Raw genomic sequence first — 18,712 nt, 5'->3', positions numbered from 1 at the left:
GAGCGGCGAGCCGCCGTATCAGGCGCCGGCAGCCACCGCCCCGCTCCCCCGGACCGCGCCGGCGCGCTGCAACGCCGGCACGAGCGTCGGTAGCAGGTCGGCGAAGCGCTCGCCCATGTGGCGGTGCCCGGCGGCGTCGGGGTGCAGCAGGTCCGGCATCGGCATCGCGTCCCACTGCGCCGTGCCGAACAGCTCGCGCCCGTCGAGGTACGTCAGGTACGCGTCGTCCACGCCCCGGCGCGCGACGACGTCGGCCAGGATCGTGCGGATGGCGCCGAGGCTGAGCTTGCCCTCGGCGACCTCCTCCGGTCGCCCGCTCGTGCGGAACACGGGTGCGTCCGGCGGCGACGCCGGGTCGATGGAGGTCGGTCCCGGCCGGTCCTCGACCATCGGGCACAGGATCGGCGAGATGACCACGATCGGCGTCGTCGGGTGCCCCTCGCGGATCGTGTCGAGGAACCCGTCGACCGCCGGCGCGAAGGTGCGGCGGCGGAAGCAGTCGTGGTTCACCACGTTGATGCCCAGCTTGAGCGTGATCAGATTGGCGGGCTGGTCGCGGATGGCGCGCGCGGTGAACGGGTCGAGCACCGCGTTGCCCGAGAAGCCGAGGTTCAGCAGGTCCACGCCGGCGCGACGCGCCGCCACCACGGGCCAGATGCCGGTCGGGGCGTCGGCGGATGCGCCCTGGCTGATCGAGCTGCCGTGGTGGACCCACCGCGGCCGGCCGCCGGAGCCCGTCGCGCGGGACACCGGGCCGTCCGTCCGCACGGCGACCACACGCGTCAGCTCGCCGTACGGCAGCCAGATCTCCAGGTCCTTGTCGCCGGGCGGCAGCTCGGGGAACACGACCGCCGTGACCGGCCCGGTCCCGCCCGACGTCGTGCCGGCGCCCGGGTCGAGGTCGAGCACCCCGTGCTCCTCGGCCGTGCCGCGCAGGACCTCGCCCCCGTCGACGACCAGCTCGTACGCCCCCGCGGGCGGGACGGGATGTCCCACGATCCGGGTCCGGGTCGCCCGGACGTCCAGCTCGAGATGACGTGCCGGCGTCCGCAGGGTCAGCCGCACCCCGGACGGCTGCTCCTCGCACATGCGCACGAACGCGTCGGGCAGCTGCGCCCGGGACGGGGCCGGCAGCCGGTGCAGGACGACGCCGGCGTCGGTCTGCTCGACCTCCACGGCTCCCAGCACGCGGACCGGTCCGCCGACGACCGGCGTGCTCACCCACTGCGTCATGCGCTCACTCCTGCTCAGGTCGGTCCGCTCGGGACGGCTCGGGTCGGCCCTGGCGGCGGTCCGGCCGGCGGCCCGACCGACGGCCGCCGACGTCGACCGCGGCCCACCGCCGGTGATGCTGCTCGGCACCGGCTCAGTAGACGTTGCGGTGCTCGCGGTACTCCCGCCAGACGTTCTCGAAGAAGTCGTCGTCCTCCGGGATGGGCCGCACCGGACGCCAGACGAACTCGGCGCGTCCGGCGGGGTCCTCCCCGGCTGCGGCCGGTGCCCATGCGGCCTCCTGCACCTCGCCGTCGAGGGCGCCGCCGTCGAGCGAGAACCGGAACAGCTCAGGCAGATCCAGCTCGGCGTCGGGGTCGGGCCCGTGGCCCACGACCGGGAGGGCCCCGTCGGGGTCGGTGTAGAGCACCGAGCCGCGGGACCGGCCACCGTGCGCGACGTAGTCCGCCATCGCCGACAGGTACACGTACGCGGTGGTGAGGATGTCGCGGACCAGGAAGGTGCGGTCGACCGCGCGCCGCGAGGCCGCGTCCGCGGTCACCAGGTCGTCGTAGCGCGCGAGCCAGTCGTGCACCTGCACCAGCGCCTCGTGGATCGACCGCGCCGACCGCACCGGCCCGGCCTTGGCGCTCATCAGCTCGCCGACGTCGCGCAGCAGGTCCCCGGTGTTGTCCGGCTGCCCCGCCTCGGCCCGCGCGGTCGCCCGCTCGACGAGGTCCAGCGCACCGGCGAGCACGGGTTCGGCCGCCGCCACGAACGCGTCGACCGGCAGCGGCTCGGTGACGCGCTGCACCGCGATGAACTGCGCCGCCCGCGTGGCTCCGACCTGCCCGCTGTTCAGCGCAGCACCGCCGGGGCGGTACACCCCGTGCGCGCCGCCGGCCTCACCGACGGGGAAGAACCCCGCGACGTTGGACTGCCACCACGCGTCCACCACCAGGCCGCCGTTGTTGTGCTGGGCGCACACGTCGACCTCGAGCATCTCCGTCGCGAGATCCACGGTCGGGTTCTTCTCCAGGTAGAACCTGTACGCGGGCAGGTTCATCTTCTTCAGCCGCTCGATCGGCGTGCCGAACAGCACGTCCGCGCGCTCCAGGTAGGCGTGCGCCTCGGGTGACAGCGCGCTCGGGTCGAGCTCCGCCCGCATCGGGTTGCTGCGGAAGTCCAGGAACACCCGTCGCCCGCGCAGCACCGTCTCGCGGTAGACGAGCAGGTCGATCAGCGACGAGCCGTCGACCGCCTTACGCACGTCGAAGGGCCACTGGTAGCCCTTGAGGAAGGTCATCGACAGCTGGCGGCCGTAGTCGCCGATGCCCTCGGTGAGGAACTCGCGCTCGTCCCCGCCCTCGGCGTCGGTGGACACGAACCGCGGCAGCACCTGCATGTACGTGCCGGACACGTTCCACCGCGGACGGACCGACGCCAGGCCGAACTGCCACTCGGTCACGTTCTTGCCGTGCACCCCGGCGCGGTACGCCGCGCCGGACGCCCCCCACTGACCGTTCGGGAACACCCGGGTCGCGTACAGCCCGGCCGGTCCGCCGGTCGCGTAGACGATGTTGGTGCAGCGGAACAGCGCGAACGGGCTCTCGCCGTCCGGGTCGTCGGGGTCGGCCTTGACGTCGGTGCGCAGCACCAGCAGCCCGGCCACCTCGCCGTCGACCACGACCAGGTCCACGATCCGGCAGTTGTCGAAGATCCGGGTGCCGTTGCGGGCCACCTTCTTCTCCAGCTGCTCGACCATGGAGCGGGACGTGTACGGCCCGACCGACGTCGCCCGCCGGCGCGGGTCGTGGTCGGTCTTGTAGCCGATGAACTCCCCGTACCGGTTCTGCGGGAACGGCACGCCGAGCTCGCACAGCCGCAGGAAGCCGCGCGCCGACAGCGCCGCCTCGCACAGCGCGTTGTCACCGTCCATCGCGCCGCCCGAGAACAGCGTCTGCGCCATCTCCCGGACGGAGTCGCCGTCGTCCCCGGAGAGGGTCATCTTGTAGTAGGTCTGCTTGTCCGAGCCCGCGTTGCGCGACGCCCCGGCGCCCACCTTGTCGGTGACCATGACGATGTCCGACTGGCCGAACTCGAAGAGCCGGTCCGCGGCGCAGAAGCCCGCCGAACCGGTGCCGACCACGACGGTGTTGGCGGTCACCACCGGCACCGGCCGGCCGGCGACGCGCAGCGTCTGGGGGTCGTGCGGGCTCATCGTTCCTCCTGTGGTGCGGCCTCTGTGCGAGCAGGGTGGGGCTGGGGTCGTGCCGGACGACGGCGTGCGGCACCGGCCGGCGCTGTCGACGGGTGGTGCGGACCCGCGCTGCGGACGAGCGTCGCCGGCCGGCAGCCACCGGCGACCCGACCGGTCTACAGCCGGGCGATGTGCATCCCACCGTCGACGTGGAAGACCTCCCCGGTCGAGTACGGCGCGTCCCCCCGGACGAGCATCCCGACCGCACCGCCGACGTCGGCCGGTGTGCCCCACCGAGGCATGGGCGCCAGCCCGTTCGCGAGCAGCTCGTCGTACTTCTGCGTCACGCCGGCGGTCATGTCGGTCGCGATCACCCCCGGCCGGACCTCGTAGACGACGACGCCCTCGGGCGCGAGGCGGGCGGCCCACAGCTGCGTCGCCATCGCCACGCCGGCCTTGGAGATGCAGTAGTCCCCGCGGTTGGTCGACACGGTCGTCGCCGAGATGGACGACACGTTGACGATGGTCGCGACGGGGCGCTCGAGCCGCTCGGGCAGGTCACCTCGCAGGTCGAGCACCGCGCGGGCGAACGCCTGGGTGAGGAAGTACGGACCGCGCAGGTTGATGCCGAGCACCCGGTCGAAGCTCTCGGTCCCGGCGTCGAGGATGTCGTCGCGCACGGTCGGGCCGACGCCGGCGTTGTTGACCAGCACGTCGAGCCGTCCCCAGGCGTCGACGGCGTCCTGGACGTACCGGCCGTGGTCGTCGGGGTCCGCCACCGAGCCGCGCACGTACCGGACGCGGTCGGGCGAACCGGCGAGCTCGCGCAGCTCGGTGAGCACGTCGGTCGGCTCCTCGCGCGTGGCCAGGATCGAGACGGCGAACCCGTCCGTCAGCAGCCGGCGGGTGATCCCCAGTCCGATCCCCCGGTTGCCCCCGGTCACCAGTGCCACAGCCGGCATCGGTCGCGTCCTCTCCGTCGGTTCGTCTCTGAGCCGTGCGCGCGGCCCGTGCCGCGCGACGATCCTGGCATGCGAGGCCGGGCGACGGCAAGCGCTTTCCGGCACCGGGTGCCGAGCGGCGTGCGGCCCGCCCGTCGGGAGCCTCCGCGCGCCCGCGGAAGCGCGGCCCGGCCGGCCGCGCTCCGACCGACCGCCTCGGGTCGCTCCATTGACTGCGGTCATCGCGGTGATTACGGTCGAGGACCTCGGGCGGCCGCCGCGGTGTGAAACGTTTCACCGTCAGACGTGCGGCCGCCGCACCAACCGAAGGATTCGACGATGAACCTTCCACACAGAACCGCGCCACCCCCGCGGGCGGTCACCTCCCGGCTCGCCGTCTCCACGGTGGCGGCGGCCCTGCTGGTCACCGGCTCGCAGGGGGTGGCCTCGGCCGCCCCGGACCCGGCGACACCGGCCGTGCCGCAGCTGGAGCAGCTCGACCGCGGCCTGGTCGCGGCCGTGACGCCCGACGGGGTCTTCCTCAGCTGGCGACTGCTCGCCGGTGAGGTGAGCGGAGCCGGCGCCTCAGGTCTGATGGGCACCGACTTCCGGGTCTACCGCGACGGGGTCCGGGTCGCCGACGTCACCGACAGCACCAACCTCCTCGACGCGGACGGCACCGCGACGTCGTCGTACCGGGTGGTGCCGCTCGTCGGCGACACCGAGGTCGGGGACGGCACGACGGTCAGCCCGCACGCCGAGGAGTTCTGGGAGGTCCCGCTCACCAAGCCCGCCGACGGCGTGACGCCGGCCGGGGAGTCCTACACCTACTCGGCGAACGACACCAGCGTCGGCGACGTCGACGGTGACGGCGAGTACGAGCTCGTCGTGAAGTGGGACCCGTCCAACTCCAAGGACGTCTCGCAGAAGGGCTACACGGGCAACGTCTACCTCGACACCTACGAGATGGACGGCACCCTGCTGCACCGTCTCGACCTCGGGGTCAACATCCGTGCCGGCGCGCACTACACCCAGTTCCTCGTCTACGACTTCGACGGCGACGGTCGCGCCGAGATCATGCTCAAGACCGCCCCCGGGACCCGGACCCTGCAGTACGAGGACGGCGAGGTGACCTCCAGCGAGTTCATCACCCTGCTCCCGGAGGACATCGCGGCCGGCGTCACGCACGAGGATGACCTGCGGCTGAGCGCCGAGGACTACCAGGACCACCTCGTCGAGATGTTCATGGGCTGGAGCGAGCACCCGGAGGTGGTCGCCGGCACCTGGCCCGCCACGCTCGAGGAGGCCTTCGGCATCGAGCCGGCCTACCCGTACCCGCTCTCCGAGGCGGACGCCGAGACCCTGGCGGACTACTTCATCGACGTGTACGCCCCCGCCCGCAGCGGGCGCAACGACCTGCGGACCTTCGAGGGCTTCATCCTGGACGGGCCGGAGTACCTCAGCGTGTTCGACGGCGCGACCGGCGCCGAGCTCGAGACGGTCGCGTACGAGCCGGGCCGTGGCGACGACGGCCTGCTGTGGGGCGACTACGCGATGTCCCGGATCGAGCCGGGCAACCGGGTCGACCGCTTCCTGTCCGGAGTGGCGTACCTGGACGGCGTGCACCCGTCGGCGATCTTCGCGCGGGGCTACTACACCCGGGCCACCATCGGCGCCTACCACTGGGACGGTGAGAGCCTGACCCAGGAGTTCCTGGTGGACAGCGGACACGTGCCGATGACCAACCCGTTCAACGACAGCCCGCACGGGCGGGACGGGACCGACCCCGAGTTCGGCTCCATCACGACCCAGGGCTTCCACTCGCTGTCCGCCGCCGACGTCGACGGTGACGGGCGCCACGAGATCGTCTACGGCGCCGCGACCATCGACCACGACGGCAGCCTGCTGTACTCGTCGGTCGACGTGCTGCCGGAGGGCAGTGCGGCACCGGGTGAGACGGTCCGGCTCGGCCACGGCGACGCCATGCACGTCACCGACATCGATCCCGACCGGCCCGGTCTGGAGATCTTCACCGTCCACGAGGGTGGCACGTTCGCCCCGTTCGGCATGGGGATGCGCCAGGCGGAGGACGGCGAGCTGATCTTCGGCGTGTACTCCGGCCGCGACACGGGCCGCGGCATGATCGGTGACGTCCTGCCGCAGTCCCCCGGGATCGAGGCGTGGGCGAGCATGCCCGGTGGCACCGAGGGCAGCGGGATCGTCACGCCGACCGGCGAGGTGGTCGCGGACACGACCCCCGGCACGAACCAGAGCATCCGGTGGGCGGCCGACATGACGACCCAGATCGTCAACGGCTCCGGCGACGCCGACGTCACGATCGACGACTGGCAGGACGGGACCGTCCTGACGGCCGAGGGCACCCGGACGAACAACGGCACCAAGGGCAACCCCAGTCTGGTCGCGGACGTCGTCGGCGACTGGCGCGAGGAGCTGCTCGTGCGCACGGCCGACTCCAGCGCCATGCGGGTCTACCTCTCCACGGAGGTGACCGACCGCAAGCTGTACACGCTGATGCACGACCTGCAGTACCGGGCGGAGGTCGCCCGGCAGCAGACCACCTACAACCAGCCGGCGTACCCGGGCTTCTACCTGGCGTCCGACCTGGACTGGTCCCAGGTGCCGCTGCCCGCGGTCGCAGCGTCGCCGGTGTTCGTGGACGTGACGCCGGGGCACCCGTTCTACGGGGAGATCCGGTGGTTGGCGGACTCGGGTCTGTCGAACGGCTCGGTGGTGGGTGACCAGGTGTTCTTCTACCCGGGGTCGGCGATGAGCCGGCAGGCGATGGCGGCGTTCTTGTACCGGTACGCCGGGGCGGACTGGACGCCGGACGGGACGCCGTCGTTCTCCGATGTGCCGACCGATCACCCGTTCTACACCGAGATCGAGTGGCTGGCGCAGCAGGGGGTGACCCAGGGGTACGCCGATGGCACGTTCGGGCCGACGCAGCCGGTCTCGCGGCAGGCGATGGCGGCGTTCCTGTACCGGATGGCCGGTGAGCCGGTGACGGTGTCGGGTGCGTCGTTCACCGACGTGTCGGACGGCTCGCAGTTCGCCGACGCGATCGCGTGGTTGGAGCAGGCGACGATCGCCCAGGGGTACCGGGACGGGACGTTCGGGGTGACCCGGCCGGTGACCCGGCAGGCCATGGCGGCGTTCTTGCACCGCTTCGACCAGTTCCTGTTCCGCACCGACTCAGCCGCCGACGCGGCCACCGACTGACGGCGGCCACCCGGTGACGACGAGCACCGACTGACGGACGAGGGCCGGCGGGATCACCCGCCGGCCCTCGTCCCGTCGTGCGTCCGGTGCCGGGAGCCCGGCGTCAGCCGCGCAGCCGGCGCTCCGCGTCGGCCCAGGTCGCCTCGTCGGCGACGACGGTGCCCGGCTCGTACCGGCGCAGGCTCTGCCCGCGCCCGCCGACCGCTCGCAGCGCGGCCAGGTCGCCGTCCAGCACACCGGTCGCGCGGGCCTGCACCAGGACGTTGCCGAGCGCGGCCGCCTCCACCGGGCCGGCGACCACGGGCAGTCCGGTGGCGTCCGCGGTGAGCCGGCACAGCAGCTCGTTGCGGGCGCCACCACCCACCACGTGCACCACGCGGACGTCACGACCCGACAGCGCCGACGCGTCCCGGACCGCGCGCCGGTAGGCCAGGGCGAGCGAGTCGAGGATGCACCGGACGGTCTGCGCCGGGGTGGCCGGCACCGGCTGGCCGGTGCGCGCGAGCGCAGCGGCGAGGCGGGCCGGCATGTCCCCGGGGGCGAGGAACTCCACGTCGTCGGCGTCCACCACGCGGGTCAGCGGGGCGACGTCGGCGGCCTCGGCGAGCAGGTCCGCGAGCTGCGCGGGCTCGCCGGCGGTGGCCCAGTGGCGGATGGACTCCTGCAGCAGCCACAGGCCCATGACGTTGCGCAGGTACCGGACGGTGCCGTCGACCCCGAGCTCGTTGGTGAAGTTGGCCGCCCGGCTGGCCTCGGTGAGCACCGGGGCGTCCAGCTCGACGCCGACGAGCGACCACGTGCCGCACGAGATGTAGGCGAAGTCGGGCTCCGTCGCCGGGACGCCGACCACGGCCGAGGCGGTGTCGTGCGAGCCGACGGCGACCACCGGCAGCGGGTCGGGGTGGCCGATCTCGGCCAGCACCTCACCGCGGACGTCCCCCACGGTGGCGCCCGGCTCGCACAGCGGCGCCAGGAGCGCGGGGTCGACCCCCACCCGCTCGGCGAGGTCGACGGTCCACGTCCGCGTCGTGGCGTCGAGCAGGCCGGTCGTGGAGGCGTTGGTGATCTCCGCGACCTGCGCGCCGGTGAGCCAGTACCCGAGCAGGTCCGGCACCAGCAGCGCGCGCCGGGCCGCGGCGAGCTGGGCGCTGCCGGCCGCGGCGACCAGCTGGAACACGGTGTTGAACGGCTGCACCTGCAGCCCGGTGCGGGCGTACAGCTCCGCCGCGGGGACGCGCGCGAAGACGCGCTCCGGCACGCCCGTGGTGCGTGCGTCGCGGTAGTGCACGGGGTTGCCCAGCAGTGCGCCGCCGGCGTCCAGCAGTCCGTAGTCGACGGCCCAGGAGTCGATGCCGACGGCGCTCAGCCGCCCGTGATCGCGCGCGGCGGTGCGCAGCCCGTCCAGGATCTCGCGGTACAGCCCCAGGACGTCCCAGTGCAGCCTCGTCCCGGCGCCGACGGGCACCGACACCGCGCCGTTGGTGAACCGGTGGACCTCGTGCAGCTCGACCCGCCGCTCCCCCACCTCACCGAGCACCCGGCCGACGATGACCCGGCCGCTCGACGCGCCGAGGTCGACCGCCGCGAACGTGGCGGCCGACCCCGGCGCGTCGGTGTGAGCCTCCACGCCGCTACCGCAGGAAGGCCGCGGCGACGCCCGAGTCGACCGGGACGTGCAGGCCGGTGGTCTGGACGAGGTCCGGCCCGGTCAGGGCGAACACCGCCGCGGCGACGTGCTCGGGCAGGACCTCGCGCTTGAGCAGCGTGCGCTGCGCGTAGTACGCGCCCAGCTCCTCCTCCGGCACGCCGTACGTGGCGGCGCGCTGGGCGCCCCAGCCACCGGCGAAGATGCCGGAGCCGCGCACCACGCCGTCGGGGTTGACGCCGTTGACCCGGATCCCGTGCCCGCCGAGCTCCGCGGCGAGCAGCCGGACCTGGTGGGCCTGGTCCGCCTTCGTCGCCGAGTACGCGATGTTGTTCGGCCCCGCGAACAGCGAGTTCTTCGACGCGATGTACACGATGTCGCCGCCCAGGCCCTGGGCGATCATCGCCCGCGCGGCCTCCCGGGCCACCAGGAACGACCCGCGCGCCATCACGTCGTGCTGCAGGTCCCAGTCCTTGACGGTGGTCTCCAGCAGCGGCTTGGAGATGGACAGCCCGGCGTTGTTGACCACGAGGTCGACGCCGCCGAAGGCGAGCGCCGCGGCCTGGACCAGGGCGTGCACGTCGTCCTCGGAGGTCACGTCCGCCCGGACGGCGACGGCGACGTCGGGCCCGCCGAGGGAGTCGGCGACGTCCTGGGCGCCCTGGAGGTTCAGGTCGGCGATGACGACGCAGGCCCCCTCGGCGGCGAGTCGCTCGGCGATGGCCTTGCCGATCCCGGAGCCCGCGCCGGTGACCAGCGCGACGCGGGTCGCCAGCGGCTTGGGCTGGGGCATCCGCCGGAGCTTGGCCTCCTCCAGCGCCCAGTACTCGATGCGGAACTTCTCCGCCTCGTCGATCGGCGCATACGTGCTGATCGCCTCGGCGCCGCGCATCACGTTGATGGCGTTGACGTAGAACTCCCCCGCGACCCGCGCGGTCTGCTTGTCCTTGCCGAACGAGAACATCCCGACCCCGGGGACCAGCACGACCGCCGGGTCGGCGCCGCGCATCGCCGGGCTGTCCGGGGTCGCGTTGCGCGCGTAGTAGCCGGCGTAGTCCTCGCGGTACGCGGCGTGCAGCTCCCCGAGGCGCGCGACGATGTCGTCCACCGGGGCGTCGGCGGGCAGGTCCACGACCAGGGGCTTGACCTTGGTGCGCAGGAAGTGGTCGGGGCAGGACGTCCCGAGCTCGGCCAGCGCCCCCAGCCGCTCCCGGGCCACGAAGTCCAGGACCACGTCGGCGTCGGTGAAGTGCCCGACCTGCGGCCGGTCGGTGCTCGCCAGGCCCCGGATCACCGGGGCCAGCGCGGCGGCCTTGGTGCGGCGCTCGGCCTCGGGCAGCGCCTCGCGGCCCTCGACGACCGGACCGAACGGGTGCTCGCCCCGGTCGGCGAGCTCGGCGGTCCGGGCGGCGATGTAGGCCTCGGCCCGGGCGATGATGTCCAGCGAGCGGGCCTCCGCCTCGTCGCTCGTGTCGCCCCAGGCCGTGATGCCGTGGCCACCGAGGACGCACCCGATGGCCTGCGGGTGCGCCGCCTTGATGGCGGCGATGTCCAGGCCCAGCTGGAAGCCGGGACGTCGCCACGGCACCCACGCGACGGCGTCGCCGAAGATCTCACGGGTCAGCGCCTCGCCGTCCGCCGCGGTGGCGACCGCGATGCCGGCGTCGGGGTGCAGGTGGTCCACGTGCGCCGCGTCGACGAGGCCGTGCATCGCGGTGTCGATCGACGGCGCGGCGCCGCCCTTGCCGTGCAGGCAGAAGTCGAACGCGGCGACCATCTCGTCCTCGCGCTCCACGCCGGGGTAGACGTCGGCGAGCGCACGCAGGCGGTCCAGCCGCAGCACCGCGAGGTTGGCGGGCTTGAGCGTCCCGAGGTCGCCGCCGGACCCCTTGACCCAGAGCAGCTCGACCGGCTGACCGGTGACGGGGTCGGTCTCGGTGCCCTTGGCCGAGGTGTTGCCGCCGGCGTAGTTGGTGGTCCGCGGGTCGGCGCCCAGGCGGTTCGAGCGGGCGATCAGCTGGGCCGCCGGCGACGGCGTGCCGGGCGTGCCGTCGGCGGTCGAGCCCGCCGCGGTGCTGGTGTCGGTCATCGGTCAGGCTCCCCATCCGGCCTGCGCGCCACCGACGCGCTCGGCCACGATCGTGTCGGTGTAGCCCGACGCCGCGAACGCCGCCATCGGGTCCGGGTCCAGGCCCTGCGACTCGCGCAGGTCCGCGACGAGCGGGCGCACGTCGGTGTTGTAGGCGTCCATGAGCGCGCCGTTGGCGGCGAGCACGTCACCGGACCGCTGGGCAGCGGCCAGCGCGTCGCGGTCGACGAGCAGCGCCTTGGCGGTCGCCTCCTGGATGTTCATCACGGAGCGGATCTGCGCCGGGATCTTCGGCTCGATGTTGTGGCACTGGTCGAGCATGAAGTTCACGCCCGAGTCCGGTGCGAGCGCCCCGGCGCCCACGATCTCGTGCATGATCCGGAACAGCTGGAACGGGTCCGCGGCGCCGACCATGAGGTCGTCGTCGGCGTAGAAGCGGGAGTTGAAGTCGAACGCCCCGAGCCGGCCGACCCGCAGCAGCTGGGCCACGATGAACTCGATGTTCGTGCCGGGGGCGTGGTGGCCGGTGTCCAGCACCACCATCGCGCGGTCACCGAGCGCGAGGCAGTGCAGCAGCGAGGTGCCCCAGTCCGGGACGTCCATCGCGTAGAACGCCGGCTCGAAGAACTTGTACTCCAGGATCAGCCGGTGCTCGGGGTCGAGCGCCGCGTACACCTGGGCCAGGCCCTCGGCGAGGCGGTCCTGACGGGCGCGCAGGTCGTCCTGGCCGGGGTAGTTCAGCCCGTCCGGCAACCAGATCTTCAGGTCCTGCGACCCCGTCTCGCGCATGATGTCGATGCACTCGAGGTGGTGAGCGACCGCCTTGGCCCGGACCCGGGCGTCGGGGTGCGTGAGGGACCCGAGCATGTAGTCGTCGTCCTGGAACAGGTTCGAGTTGATCGCCCCGATCGACACGCCCTGCTCGCCGGCGTGCTTGGCGAGGGCGTCGTAGTCGTCCACCCTGTCCCACGGGATGTGCAGCGACACCCGCGGCGCGACGCCGGTGTACCGGTGGACCTGACCGGCGTCGGCGATCTTCTCGAACGGGTCCCGCGGGACGCCCGCCTGGGCGAACACCTTGAAGCGCGTACCCGAGTTGCCGAACGCCCAGCTGGGCAGCTCGATGGTCTGGTCCCGGAGCGCGGCCAGCGCGCGCTCCTGCCGGTCACTGCCACCTGACGTCGTCGTCTGCGTGCTCACGTCGTTGCCTCTTCGTCGGTCCGGCGTCCCACGACGGTGTGAAACGTTTCAAGCGAGCGTAACCGGTGCGGTCGTCGCCGGTCAACCACCGGCGGCCTGGTCAGTCGGCGTCGGGCGCTCCGGGGGCGCCCGACGGCGCCCCGTGGGCCGCGGCCCGCTGGGCGTCGAGGTCGAACACCGTCTCGAGCTGGACGAACCCCTCGTCCGGCGGGCCGTCGCTGCCGAACAGCTGCGCCATCTCGGCCTGCCATCGCGCGTTCACCTCGCGGGCCGCCATCGCCTCGCGGGCGGCGTCGAAGTCGTCGACGTCGACCACGCCGACCAGCAGGCCGTCCGGCGCCAGGTGGAGCGTGTAGTCCCGCCACCCGGTCTCGTGCAGCGCGTCCAGCATCTCGGGCCACACCTCGGCGTGGCGCTGCTTGTACGTCTCGATCTGGTCGGTCCGGATGCGGGAGATGAAGCACACGCGCGCCATGGGGGTCCTCGCCGGGCGCCGGCCCGAGGACCCGGGACGCCGCTCCATTCCTCGGTGAATCGGTTCACGGGCAGAATGACCGTACGAGGCGGCCACCGGAGCGTCAACCGGCGTCCGCGCAGCGCAGCAGAGGGAGCCCCGTGGCCACCACCCCCGACCGTGCGGACGCGTCCAGCGACCCGGCCCGGCTCACCGGATCGCGGCCCGCCGACACCCGGCGGCGCGGTCCACGACGCACGAGCATCAGCGACGTCGCCCGGCACGCCGGGGTCTCCCTCGGCACGGTGTCGAACGTCCTCAACCGGCCCGACCGTGTCTCGGAGACGACCCGCGAGCGCGTGCAGCGCGCCATCGAGGAGCTGTCCTTCATCCCGAACGGCTCGGCACGTCAGTTGCGCGCGGGGACGATCTCGACGGTCGGCGCGGTCCTGCTGGACATCGCGAACCCGTTCTTCACCGAGGTCGCCCGGGGCATCGAGGACCGCCTCTCCCTCGACGACTACACGCTCATGCTCGCAAGCTCCGACGGCGACGTCGCCCGGGAGGCGCGGTACCTGCGGCTCTTCGAGGAGCACGGCGTGCTCGGCGTGCTGGTGACGCCCGCGGGAGCGGACCTCGACCACCTGCTCGAGCTGCGGTCCCGGGGTGTGCAGGTCGTCCTGCTGGACCAGACCTCCCCCGTCGCCGACGTCTCGTCGGTCGCCGTGGACGACGTCGCGGGCGCGGCGATGGCCGTGCGCCACCTGGTCTCGCTCGGTCACCGCCGCGTCGGGTTCATCAATGGTCCGGCGACCATCCAGCAGTGCGTGGACCGGCGCGCCGGTGCGCTGCGCGCGCTCGACGAGGCGGGCTTGGGAGCCTCGGCGCTGGTGGAGGTGGAGGTCCCGGCGCTCAACGCCGACGGCGGCGAGGCCGGCGTCACCGAGCTGCTCGTCGGCGGAACCGCGCCCACCGCGCTGTTCTGCGTCAACGACCTCACCGCGCTGGGCGCGATGCGCACGCTGCGTGCCCACGGCCTGAGCATCCCGGACGACATGGCCGTCGTGGGGTACGACGACGTCAACTTCGCCTCGATGCTCACCACGCCGCTGACCTCGGTGCGTCAGCCCACGCACCGGCTCGGCGAGGTCGCCGCCGACCTGCTGCTGCGCGGCGCGGGCCCCGACGGCGCGCCCGCCCAGCACGTGCAGTTCCAGCCCGAGCTCGTCGTGCGGGCGTCGTCCGGCGCGGCGCCATCGGGCACCATCGCGGGCGACGTCGCGGGTGCGGAGGGGGACGAACGGGTCGGGGGGGTTCCGGCGACCGAGACGCTGCGCTGACGGCCACAGTGCGCCGGGACGCCGCTGCGGTCGGCGGCTCGGTCCGCGCGTTCGAGGGGTGCCCCGTGCTCAGGGCGCGCCGACCTCCCCCGCGGCCGGCGGGCGCCAGGCGGGCGCGGTGTCGACCGATTCGACGAGCCGCCGGGCGATGAGCCCGAGCTGACGTGCCTGGGCGTCACTGAGTGCGTCGAACACCAGGCGCTTGACCAGCGCGTGGTGAGCAGGGGTCGCCTGCGCCACCATGCGGTGGCCCTCCTCGGTGAGGACGGCCAAGGTGAACCGGCCGTCGGTCGGATCGGGCCGGCGGCGGACCCAGCCCTTCGTCTCGAGCCGGGTGACCGCGCGGGACAGCCGCGACAGGGTGGCGCTGGCGAAGCCGGCGAGCGTGCTCATCCGCAGCGTGCGCTCCGGAGCGGTGTCGAGTGCGTACAGCAGGCCCTGCTCGAAGTGGGTGAGGCCGCTGTCGCGCTGCAGCTGCGCGTCCAGCGCCGCGGGCAGCCGTTCCAGCAGCGTGGCGAGCGACGCCCAGACCTCGAACTCCGCCTCGGTCATCCCCGGGGGTCCCACCTGCGTCGACATGGCCCGAGGCTATGCCACCGGTCGGGCCTCCCGCCGACAGCGTCGCTTGCTCCGGCAAGTGATAGCGTCCGGTCCAGCACTTGCCTGCGCAAGTGATCGACACCGGCAGGGACACCAGTGGAGGGGTCATCGTGGAGCTCGGCCTTCGGGGCAGGACGGCGTTCGTCAGCGGATCGACACAGGGCATCGGGTACGCCGTCGCCGCGGCTCTCACCGCCGAGGGTGTCCGCGTGACGGTCAACGGGCGGGCCACCGATCGAGTGCAGGCCGCGGTCGACCGGCTCCGCCAGGAGCATCCCGGCTCCGATCCGTCCGGCCTGGTGGCCGACTTCAGCGACCGCACCGAGGTGGCGGAGCTCCTGGAGTCACTGGGAGCGGTCGACATCCTCGTCAACAACGTCGGGCTGTTCGGCCTCGCCGACTTCGGGACGATCCCCGACGAGGAATGGGCCCGGTACGTCGAGGTCAACGTCATGAGCGGCGTCCGGCTCTCGCGGTACCTGCTCCCCCGCATGCTGGAACGCGGCTGGGGACGGATCGTCTTCGTCAGCAGCGAGTCCGGCGTGAACGTCCCGGCCGACATGATCCACTACGGCACCACGAAGGCGGCGATGCTCGCGCTCGGCAACGGGCTCGCCAAGCTCACCCGCGGCACCGAGGTCACCGTCAACACCGTGCTCGGCGGACCGACCCTCTCCGACGGGGTCGCGACGACGGTCGAGGCCATCGCCGCAGCGCAGGGCATCCCGACCGACACGATGCGGGACGCGATCATCGCCCAGAACCGGACGACGCTCCTGGAGCGCTTCATCGCGCCGGCCGAGATCGCGAACCTGGTCACCTACCTCGCCAGCCCGCTGGCGTCCGCGACGAACGGGGCCTCGCTCCGCGCGGACGGCGGGGTCCTCACGGGGATGCTGTAGCCACGGACCGGTCCGTGCGCGTCAGCGTCCGTCGCCGGCCCACGGGGCGCCGGTGCCGTCCATGCGCTCGTAGAACGGGTGACCGGGGACGATGTCTCCGCGCCGGACGATCTGCCCGGTGAACGCCGAGGCGTAGATCGCCGCGACCAGCTCCATGGTGTCGCGCACGTCGGCCAGCGGCACCGGCAGCGGCTCGCCGGCGTCCCGCGCGTCGAGCACCGCGGCGAGCTGGCTGTCGTGGCCGCTGTCGGGGCCGGGCCCGTCGGCCGCCCACGCCTCGGCGAGGTCCTCGTGCCCGGGGGCCGGGGTGAAGGTCCAGTCGGCGTCGGAGTACCCGTACAGGTGCTCGAGCTCGAGCGTCGCCCGCTCGGTGTCGATCCGCACCGACGACGTCTGCCGCGGGGAGACGGCCGAGCTCGTCATGGTGGCGAGGGCGCCGTCGGCGAAGCGCACGGCCGCCGTCGAGACGTCCTCGGTGGCGGTGTCCCGCGCGAGGCGCCCCGCCATCGCCGTCACCTCGGCCCAGGGCCCGAGCAGGGACAGCAGCAGGTCCATCTGGTGGATGCCGTGACCGATCGTGGTGCCGCCGCCCTCGAGCTCCCACCGGCCGCGCCACGGCACGGCGAAGTAGGCCGGGTCGCGGTACCAGAGCGTGTGGCAGGTTGCGACGAGCGGCCGCCCGAGCGCACCGTCGGCGATCAGCCGGCGGGCTCGCCGTGCGGCGCCGCCGAACCGTTGCTGGACGACGACGCCGATGCCCACGCCGGTGGTCTGCGACGCGTCGAGCAGCCGGTCGACCTCGGCGAGGCTGAGCGCCGGCGGCTTCTCCAGCAGCACGGGGACGCCGGCCTCCAGGCACTGCAGCGCGAGCGGGACGTGCGTGCCGGGCGGCGTGCACACGTGCGCCAGGTCCGGCGGTGCGTCGGCGGGCCGGCCGGGCAGCCGTCCGTCCAGGGCGGCGGCGAGGTCGGTGGTCCAGGACGCCAGACCGTGCTCCCGGGCGAACGCCTCGGCCCGCGCGGGGTCGATGTCCACCCCGGCGACGACGACGGCACGCTCGGGCTGGGCAGCGACGGCGGCGGCGTGCAGACCGGCGACGCCGCCGGTCCCCACGATGATCGAGCGCATCGGGCTCTGGGGGGCGGGGCTCACAGGTCTCCTCGGGTGGGGTGCGCCGGTGCGCCGGTCGTGGCGGGCGCCGGCGGCAGGGGTGGCACCCGGACGAACGCCCGGGTGCGCGCGGACTCGAGCAGGGACTCGATGCACGCCGCCGCGGCCGCCGCGGGCCGGGCGGGCGCGGGGTTGTCGGCGCGCCCGGCGATCAGGTCCGCGAACCTGCGCGCGGGTGCCCAGGTCCGGTCGTCCGGCTCGTGCGGGGGTGGGGTGATGGTCGCGACCGTCCCGTCACCGCGCCGCACGCGGGCGATGCCGGTGACCATGTCGAGGTCGACGGTGCCGCGGGTGCCGAGGAACCGCACGCTGTGCCGCACGCCGTTGGCGTCGCCCGCCATCCCGGTCGAGGTGACCACACCGGTGCCGCCACCGGCGAAGCGCAGCGCCGCGACGTCGTCGACGTCCACGTCGAGCCCGCGGTGGTCGGTGAAGGCGGCGACCTCGGCGACCTCGCGGTCGGTGACCCACAGCACCATGCCCATCAGGTGGGTGAGCTGGGTGTGGGCCTGTCCCCCGCCGGCGTCCGCGGCGTACGTGTCGGGGTGCTGGTCCGCGGCGGAGTCCCCGTGCTCGCCGGCCTCGGCCCGGGCGAACAGCGGCTCGGTCGCCGAGCTGAACTCCGCCATCACCTGGACCAGGTCGCCGATGTCCTCCCGCACGGCGCGGCGCACGAGCGCCGCGGTGGGTGAGTACTGGTCGGTGTAGCCGATCGCGAGGTGGACGCCGGCCCGCTCGGCGCGCAGGACGAGGTCCGCCGCGGTGGCTGCCGAGGTGGTCATCGGCTTCTCGAGCAGCACGTGCACCCCGGCGTCCAGCGCGCGCGACGCGAGCTCGTGGTGCGTGACGTGCGGCGTCGCGATCACGACGCCGTCCGGGCCGAGCGCCAGCAGCGCGTCGAGGTCGGTGACGACCTGCGGCACGTCGTGCTGGTCGGCGAGGCTCCGCGCGCGGTCGCGCTGCGGGTCGCACAGCGCCACCAGCTCCGCACCGTCGTACTGCGCGAGCGAGGGGACGTGGTGGTTGGCGGACCACCAGCCGGTCCCGACGACGGCGATCCGGGGCGTACCGCCGGTCACCGGTGCCCGCCCCCGTCGACCGCCCACCGGTGCTCGACCGCGAGCACCGCCATGGCCAGCAACCCGCCGACGACGAGCAGCAGCGGCAGCAGCATCCACACCAGGACGGCGCTCACGGCGAGGGCCGCGACCAGCAGCCCGGAGCCGCCGAGGTCGTCGCCCGCCCGGCGCGAAGCAGCACGGACCGACCCCGCCGCACCGCGCCCCGGTGCCCAGGTCCCCGCGGTGCGCAGCGCCACCACGACGGCGACCAGCGCGACCAACGCGCTGACCACGCCGACCACCGTGCCGCCGGGCAGGGCCCCCGTGCCGGAGATCCACACGCTGTAGCCGAGCCCGAGCAGCACGACCGGCAGCGCGAGACCCACCGGCCACAGGTCCCGCACCGCGGGACCGACCCCTGCCAGCAGGTCGCGCAGGCTGTCGGGCTCACCCGACAGGTGCCGGCGCAGGTGCAGCACCCCCGCGGCCACCGCCGGGACGGCGGTGACCAGCGGAAGGCTCAGGACCGCCACCGCGGCACCCACGACGAGCACCTCGCCGAACAGCTGCAGCCGGGTCGTCCCGCCGAGCAGCGGTCCCGGCGCGCTGGCGCGGTCGCGGGCACGACCGCGTCGGTCACGGGCACTCGTCACCGCCG

The 18,712-nt window shown here is 73.7% G+C and carries 14 protein-coding genes; 3 read left to right on the top strand and 11 right to left on the bottom strand.

Annotated features, from left to right (window positions below; genetic code table 11):
* Positions 1-18: 18 nt before the first annotated feature.
* The 3 genes from Q0840_RS05965 to Q0840_RS05955 all read right to left on the bottom strand — a co-directional run bounded on the left by Q0840_RS05965 (position 19) and on the right by Q0840_RS05955 (position 4,374).
* A complete protein-coding gene (locus Q0840_RS05965; protein ID WP_298457489.1) occupies positions 19-1,233 on the bottom strand; it encodes a GDSL-type esterase/lipase family protein in 1,215 nt (404 codons plus the stop codon).
* 133 nt (positions 1,234-1,366) lie between these two features.
* Positions 1,367-3,433 carry an FAD-binding protein gene (locus tag Q0840_RS05960; RefSeq protein ID WP_298457486.1) on the bottom strand — a complete coding sequence of 689 codons (2,067 nt, stop codon included), beginning with the start codon at positions 3,431-3,433 and terminating at the stop codon, positions 1,367-1,369.
* A 155-nt stretch (positions 3,434-3,588) separates the two neighbouring features.
* A complete protein-coding gene (locus Q0840_RS05955; protein WP_298457484.1) occupies positions 3,589-4,374 on the bottom strand; it encodes a 3-ketoacyl-ACP reductase in 786 nt (261 codons plus the stop codon).
* A gap of 318 nt (positions 4,375-4,692) precedes the next feature.
* On the opposite strand from Q0840_RS05955, the gene Q0840_RS05950 reads away from it, so the two are divergent.
* Positions 4,693-7,593 (top strand): S-layer homology domain-containing protein, encoded by a 2,901-nt coding sequence (locus Q0840_RS05950; protein WP_298457482.1) that lies wholly within the window; start codon positions 4,693-4,695, stop codon positions 7,591-7,593.
* A gap of 103 nt (positions 7,594-7,696) precedes the next feature.
* Here Q0840_RS05950 and Q0840_RS05945 read toward each other — a convergent pair whose 3' ends face one another.
* From Q0840_RS05945 to Q0840_RS05930, 4 genes are all read right to left on the bottom strand, one after another.
* Positions 7,697-9,220 (bottom strand): rhamnulokinase family protein, encoded by a 1,524-nt coding sequence (locus tag Q0840_RS05945; RefSeq protein ID WP_298457480.1) that lies wholly within the window; start codon positions 9,218-9,220, stop codon positions 7,697-7,699.
* Between the two features lie 4 nt (positions 9,221-9,224).
* Positions 9,225-11,327, bottom strand: coding sequence for a bifunctional aldolase/short-chain dehydrogenase (locus Q0840_RS05940; protein WP_298457478.1), 2,103 nt, complete (start codon positions 11,325-11,327; stop codon positions 9,225-9,227).
* Between the two features lie 3 nt (positions 11,328-11,330).
* Positions 11,331-12,476: an L-rhamnose isomerase gene (gene rhaI, locus Q0840_RS05935; protein ID WP_298457932.1), complete on the bottom strand. Its 1,146-nt coding sequence runs from the start codon at positions 12,474-12,476 to the stop codon at positions 11,331-11,333.
* A gap of 151 nt (positions 12,477-12,627) precedes the next feature.
* The gene (locus Q0840_RS05930; RefSeq protein ID WP_298457475.1) at positions 12,628-13,002 is read right to left on the bottom strand and encodes an L-rhamnose mutarotase; all 375 of its coding nucleotides are present in this window, start codon (positions 13,000-13,002) and stop codon (positions 12,628-12,630) included.
* A 140-nt stretch (positions 13,003-13,142) separates the two neighbouring features.
* On the opposite strand from Q0840_RS05930, the gene Q0840_RS05925 reads away from it, so the two are divergent.
* Complete coding sequence (locus Q0840_RS05925; RefSeq protein WP_367183076.1) at positions 13,143-14,321, top strand: LacI family DNA-binding transcriptional regulator; 1,179 nt, start codon at positions 13,143-13,145, stop codon at positions 14,319-14,321.
* Between the two features lie 69 nt (positions 14,322-14,390).
* Here Q0840_RS05925 and Q0840_RS05920 read toward each other — a convergent pair whose 3' ends face one another.
* Complete coding sequence (locus tag Q0840_RS05920; protein WP_298457473.1) at positions 14,391-14,900, bottom strand: MarR family winged helix-turn-helix transcriptional regulator; 510 nt, start codon at positions 14,898-14,900, stop codon at positions 14,391-14,393.
* A gap of 131 nt (positions 14,901-15,031) precedes the next feature.
* On the opposite strand from Q0840_RS05920, the gene Q0840_RS05915 reads away from it, so the two are divergent.
* Positions 15,032-15,823, top strand: coding sequence for an SDR family NAD(P)-dependent oxidoreductase (locus tag Q0840_RS05915; RefSeq protein ID WP_298457471.1), 792 nt, complete (start codon positions 15,032-15,034; stop codon positions 15,821-15,823).
* Positions 15,824-15,844: 21 nt separating this feature from the next.
* Here Q0840_RS05915 and Q0840_RS05910 read toward each other — a convergent pair whose 3' ends face one another.
* The 3 genes from Q0840_RS05910 to Q0840_RS05900 are packed head-to-tail and all read right to left on the bottom strand — an operon-like array spanning position 15,845 to position 18,707.
* Positions 15,845-16,975 carry a Gfo/Idh/MocA family protein gene (locus Q0840_RS05910; RefSeq protein WP_367183075.1) on the bottom strand — a complete coding sequence of 377 codons (1,131 nt, stop codon included), beginning with the start codon at positions 16,973-16,975 and terminating at the stop codon, positions 15,845-15,847.
* Complete coding sequence (locus Q0840_RS05905; RefSeq protein ID WP_298457468.1) at positions 16,972-18,072, bottom strand: Gfo/Idh/MocA family protein; 1,101 nt, start codon at positions 18,070-18,072, stop codon at positions 16,972-16,974. The genes Q0840_RS05910 and Q0840_RS05905 overlap by 4 nt, the downstream gene beginning before the upstream one ends.
* A complete protein-coding gene (locus Q0840_RS05900) occupies positions 18,069-18,707 on the bottom strand; it encodes a hypothetical protein (protein WP_298457466.1) in 639 nt (212 codons plus the stop codon). The genes Q0840_RS05905 and Q0840_RS05900 overlap by 4 nt, the downstream gene beginning before the upstream one ends.
* Positions 18,708-18,712 lie beyond the last annotated feature (5 nt).

The organism is uncultured Cellulomonas sp. (assembly GCF_947494015.1).
Taxonomy (GTDB): Bacteria; Actinomycetota; Actinomycetes; order Actinomycetales; family Cellulomonadaceae; genus Pengzhenrongella.
Note: the sequence above shows the minus strand (reverse complement) of the source record. Positions and strands in the feature narration are given on the sequence as shown.

What these genes read in the sequence shown, in the direction of transcription:
- Q0840_RS05965 (WP_298457489.1), bottom strand. Translation starts at nt 1,233, where the DNA reads ATGACGCAGTGGGTGAGCACGCCGGTCGTCGGCGGACCGGTCCGCGTG.
- Q0840_RS05960 (WP_298457486.1), bottom strand. Translation starts at nt 3,433, where the DNA reads ATGAGCCCGCACGACCCCCAGACGCTGCGCGTCGCCGGCCGGCCGGTG.
- Q0840_RS05955 (WP_298457484.1), bottom strand. Translation starts at nt 4,374, where the DNA reads ATGCCGGCTGTGGCACTGGTGACCGGGGGCAACCGGGGGATCGGACTG.
- Q0840_RS05950 (WP_298457482.1), top strand. Translation starts at nt 4,693, where the DNA reads ATGAACCTTCCACACAGAACCGCGCCACCCCCGCGGGCGGTCACCTCC.
- Q0840_RS05940 (WP_298457478.1), bottom strand. Translation starts at nt 11,327, where the DNA reads ATGACCGACACCAGCACCGCGGCGGGCTCGACCGCCGACGGCACGCCC.
- Q0840_RS05930 (WP_298457475.1), bottom strand. Translation starts at nt 13,002, where the DNA reads ATGGCGCGCGTGTGCTTCATCTCCCGCATCCGGACCGACCAGATCGAG.
- Q0840_RS05920 (WP_298457473.1), bottom strand. Translation starts at nt 14,900, where the DNA reads ATGTCGACGCAGGTGGGACCCCCGGGGATGACCGAGGCGGAGTTCGAG.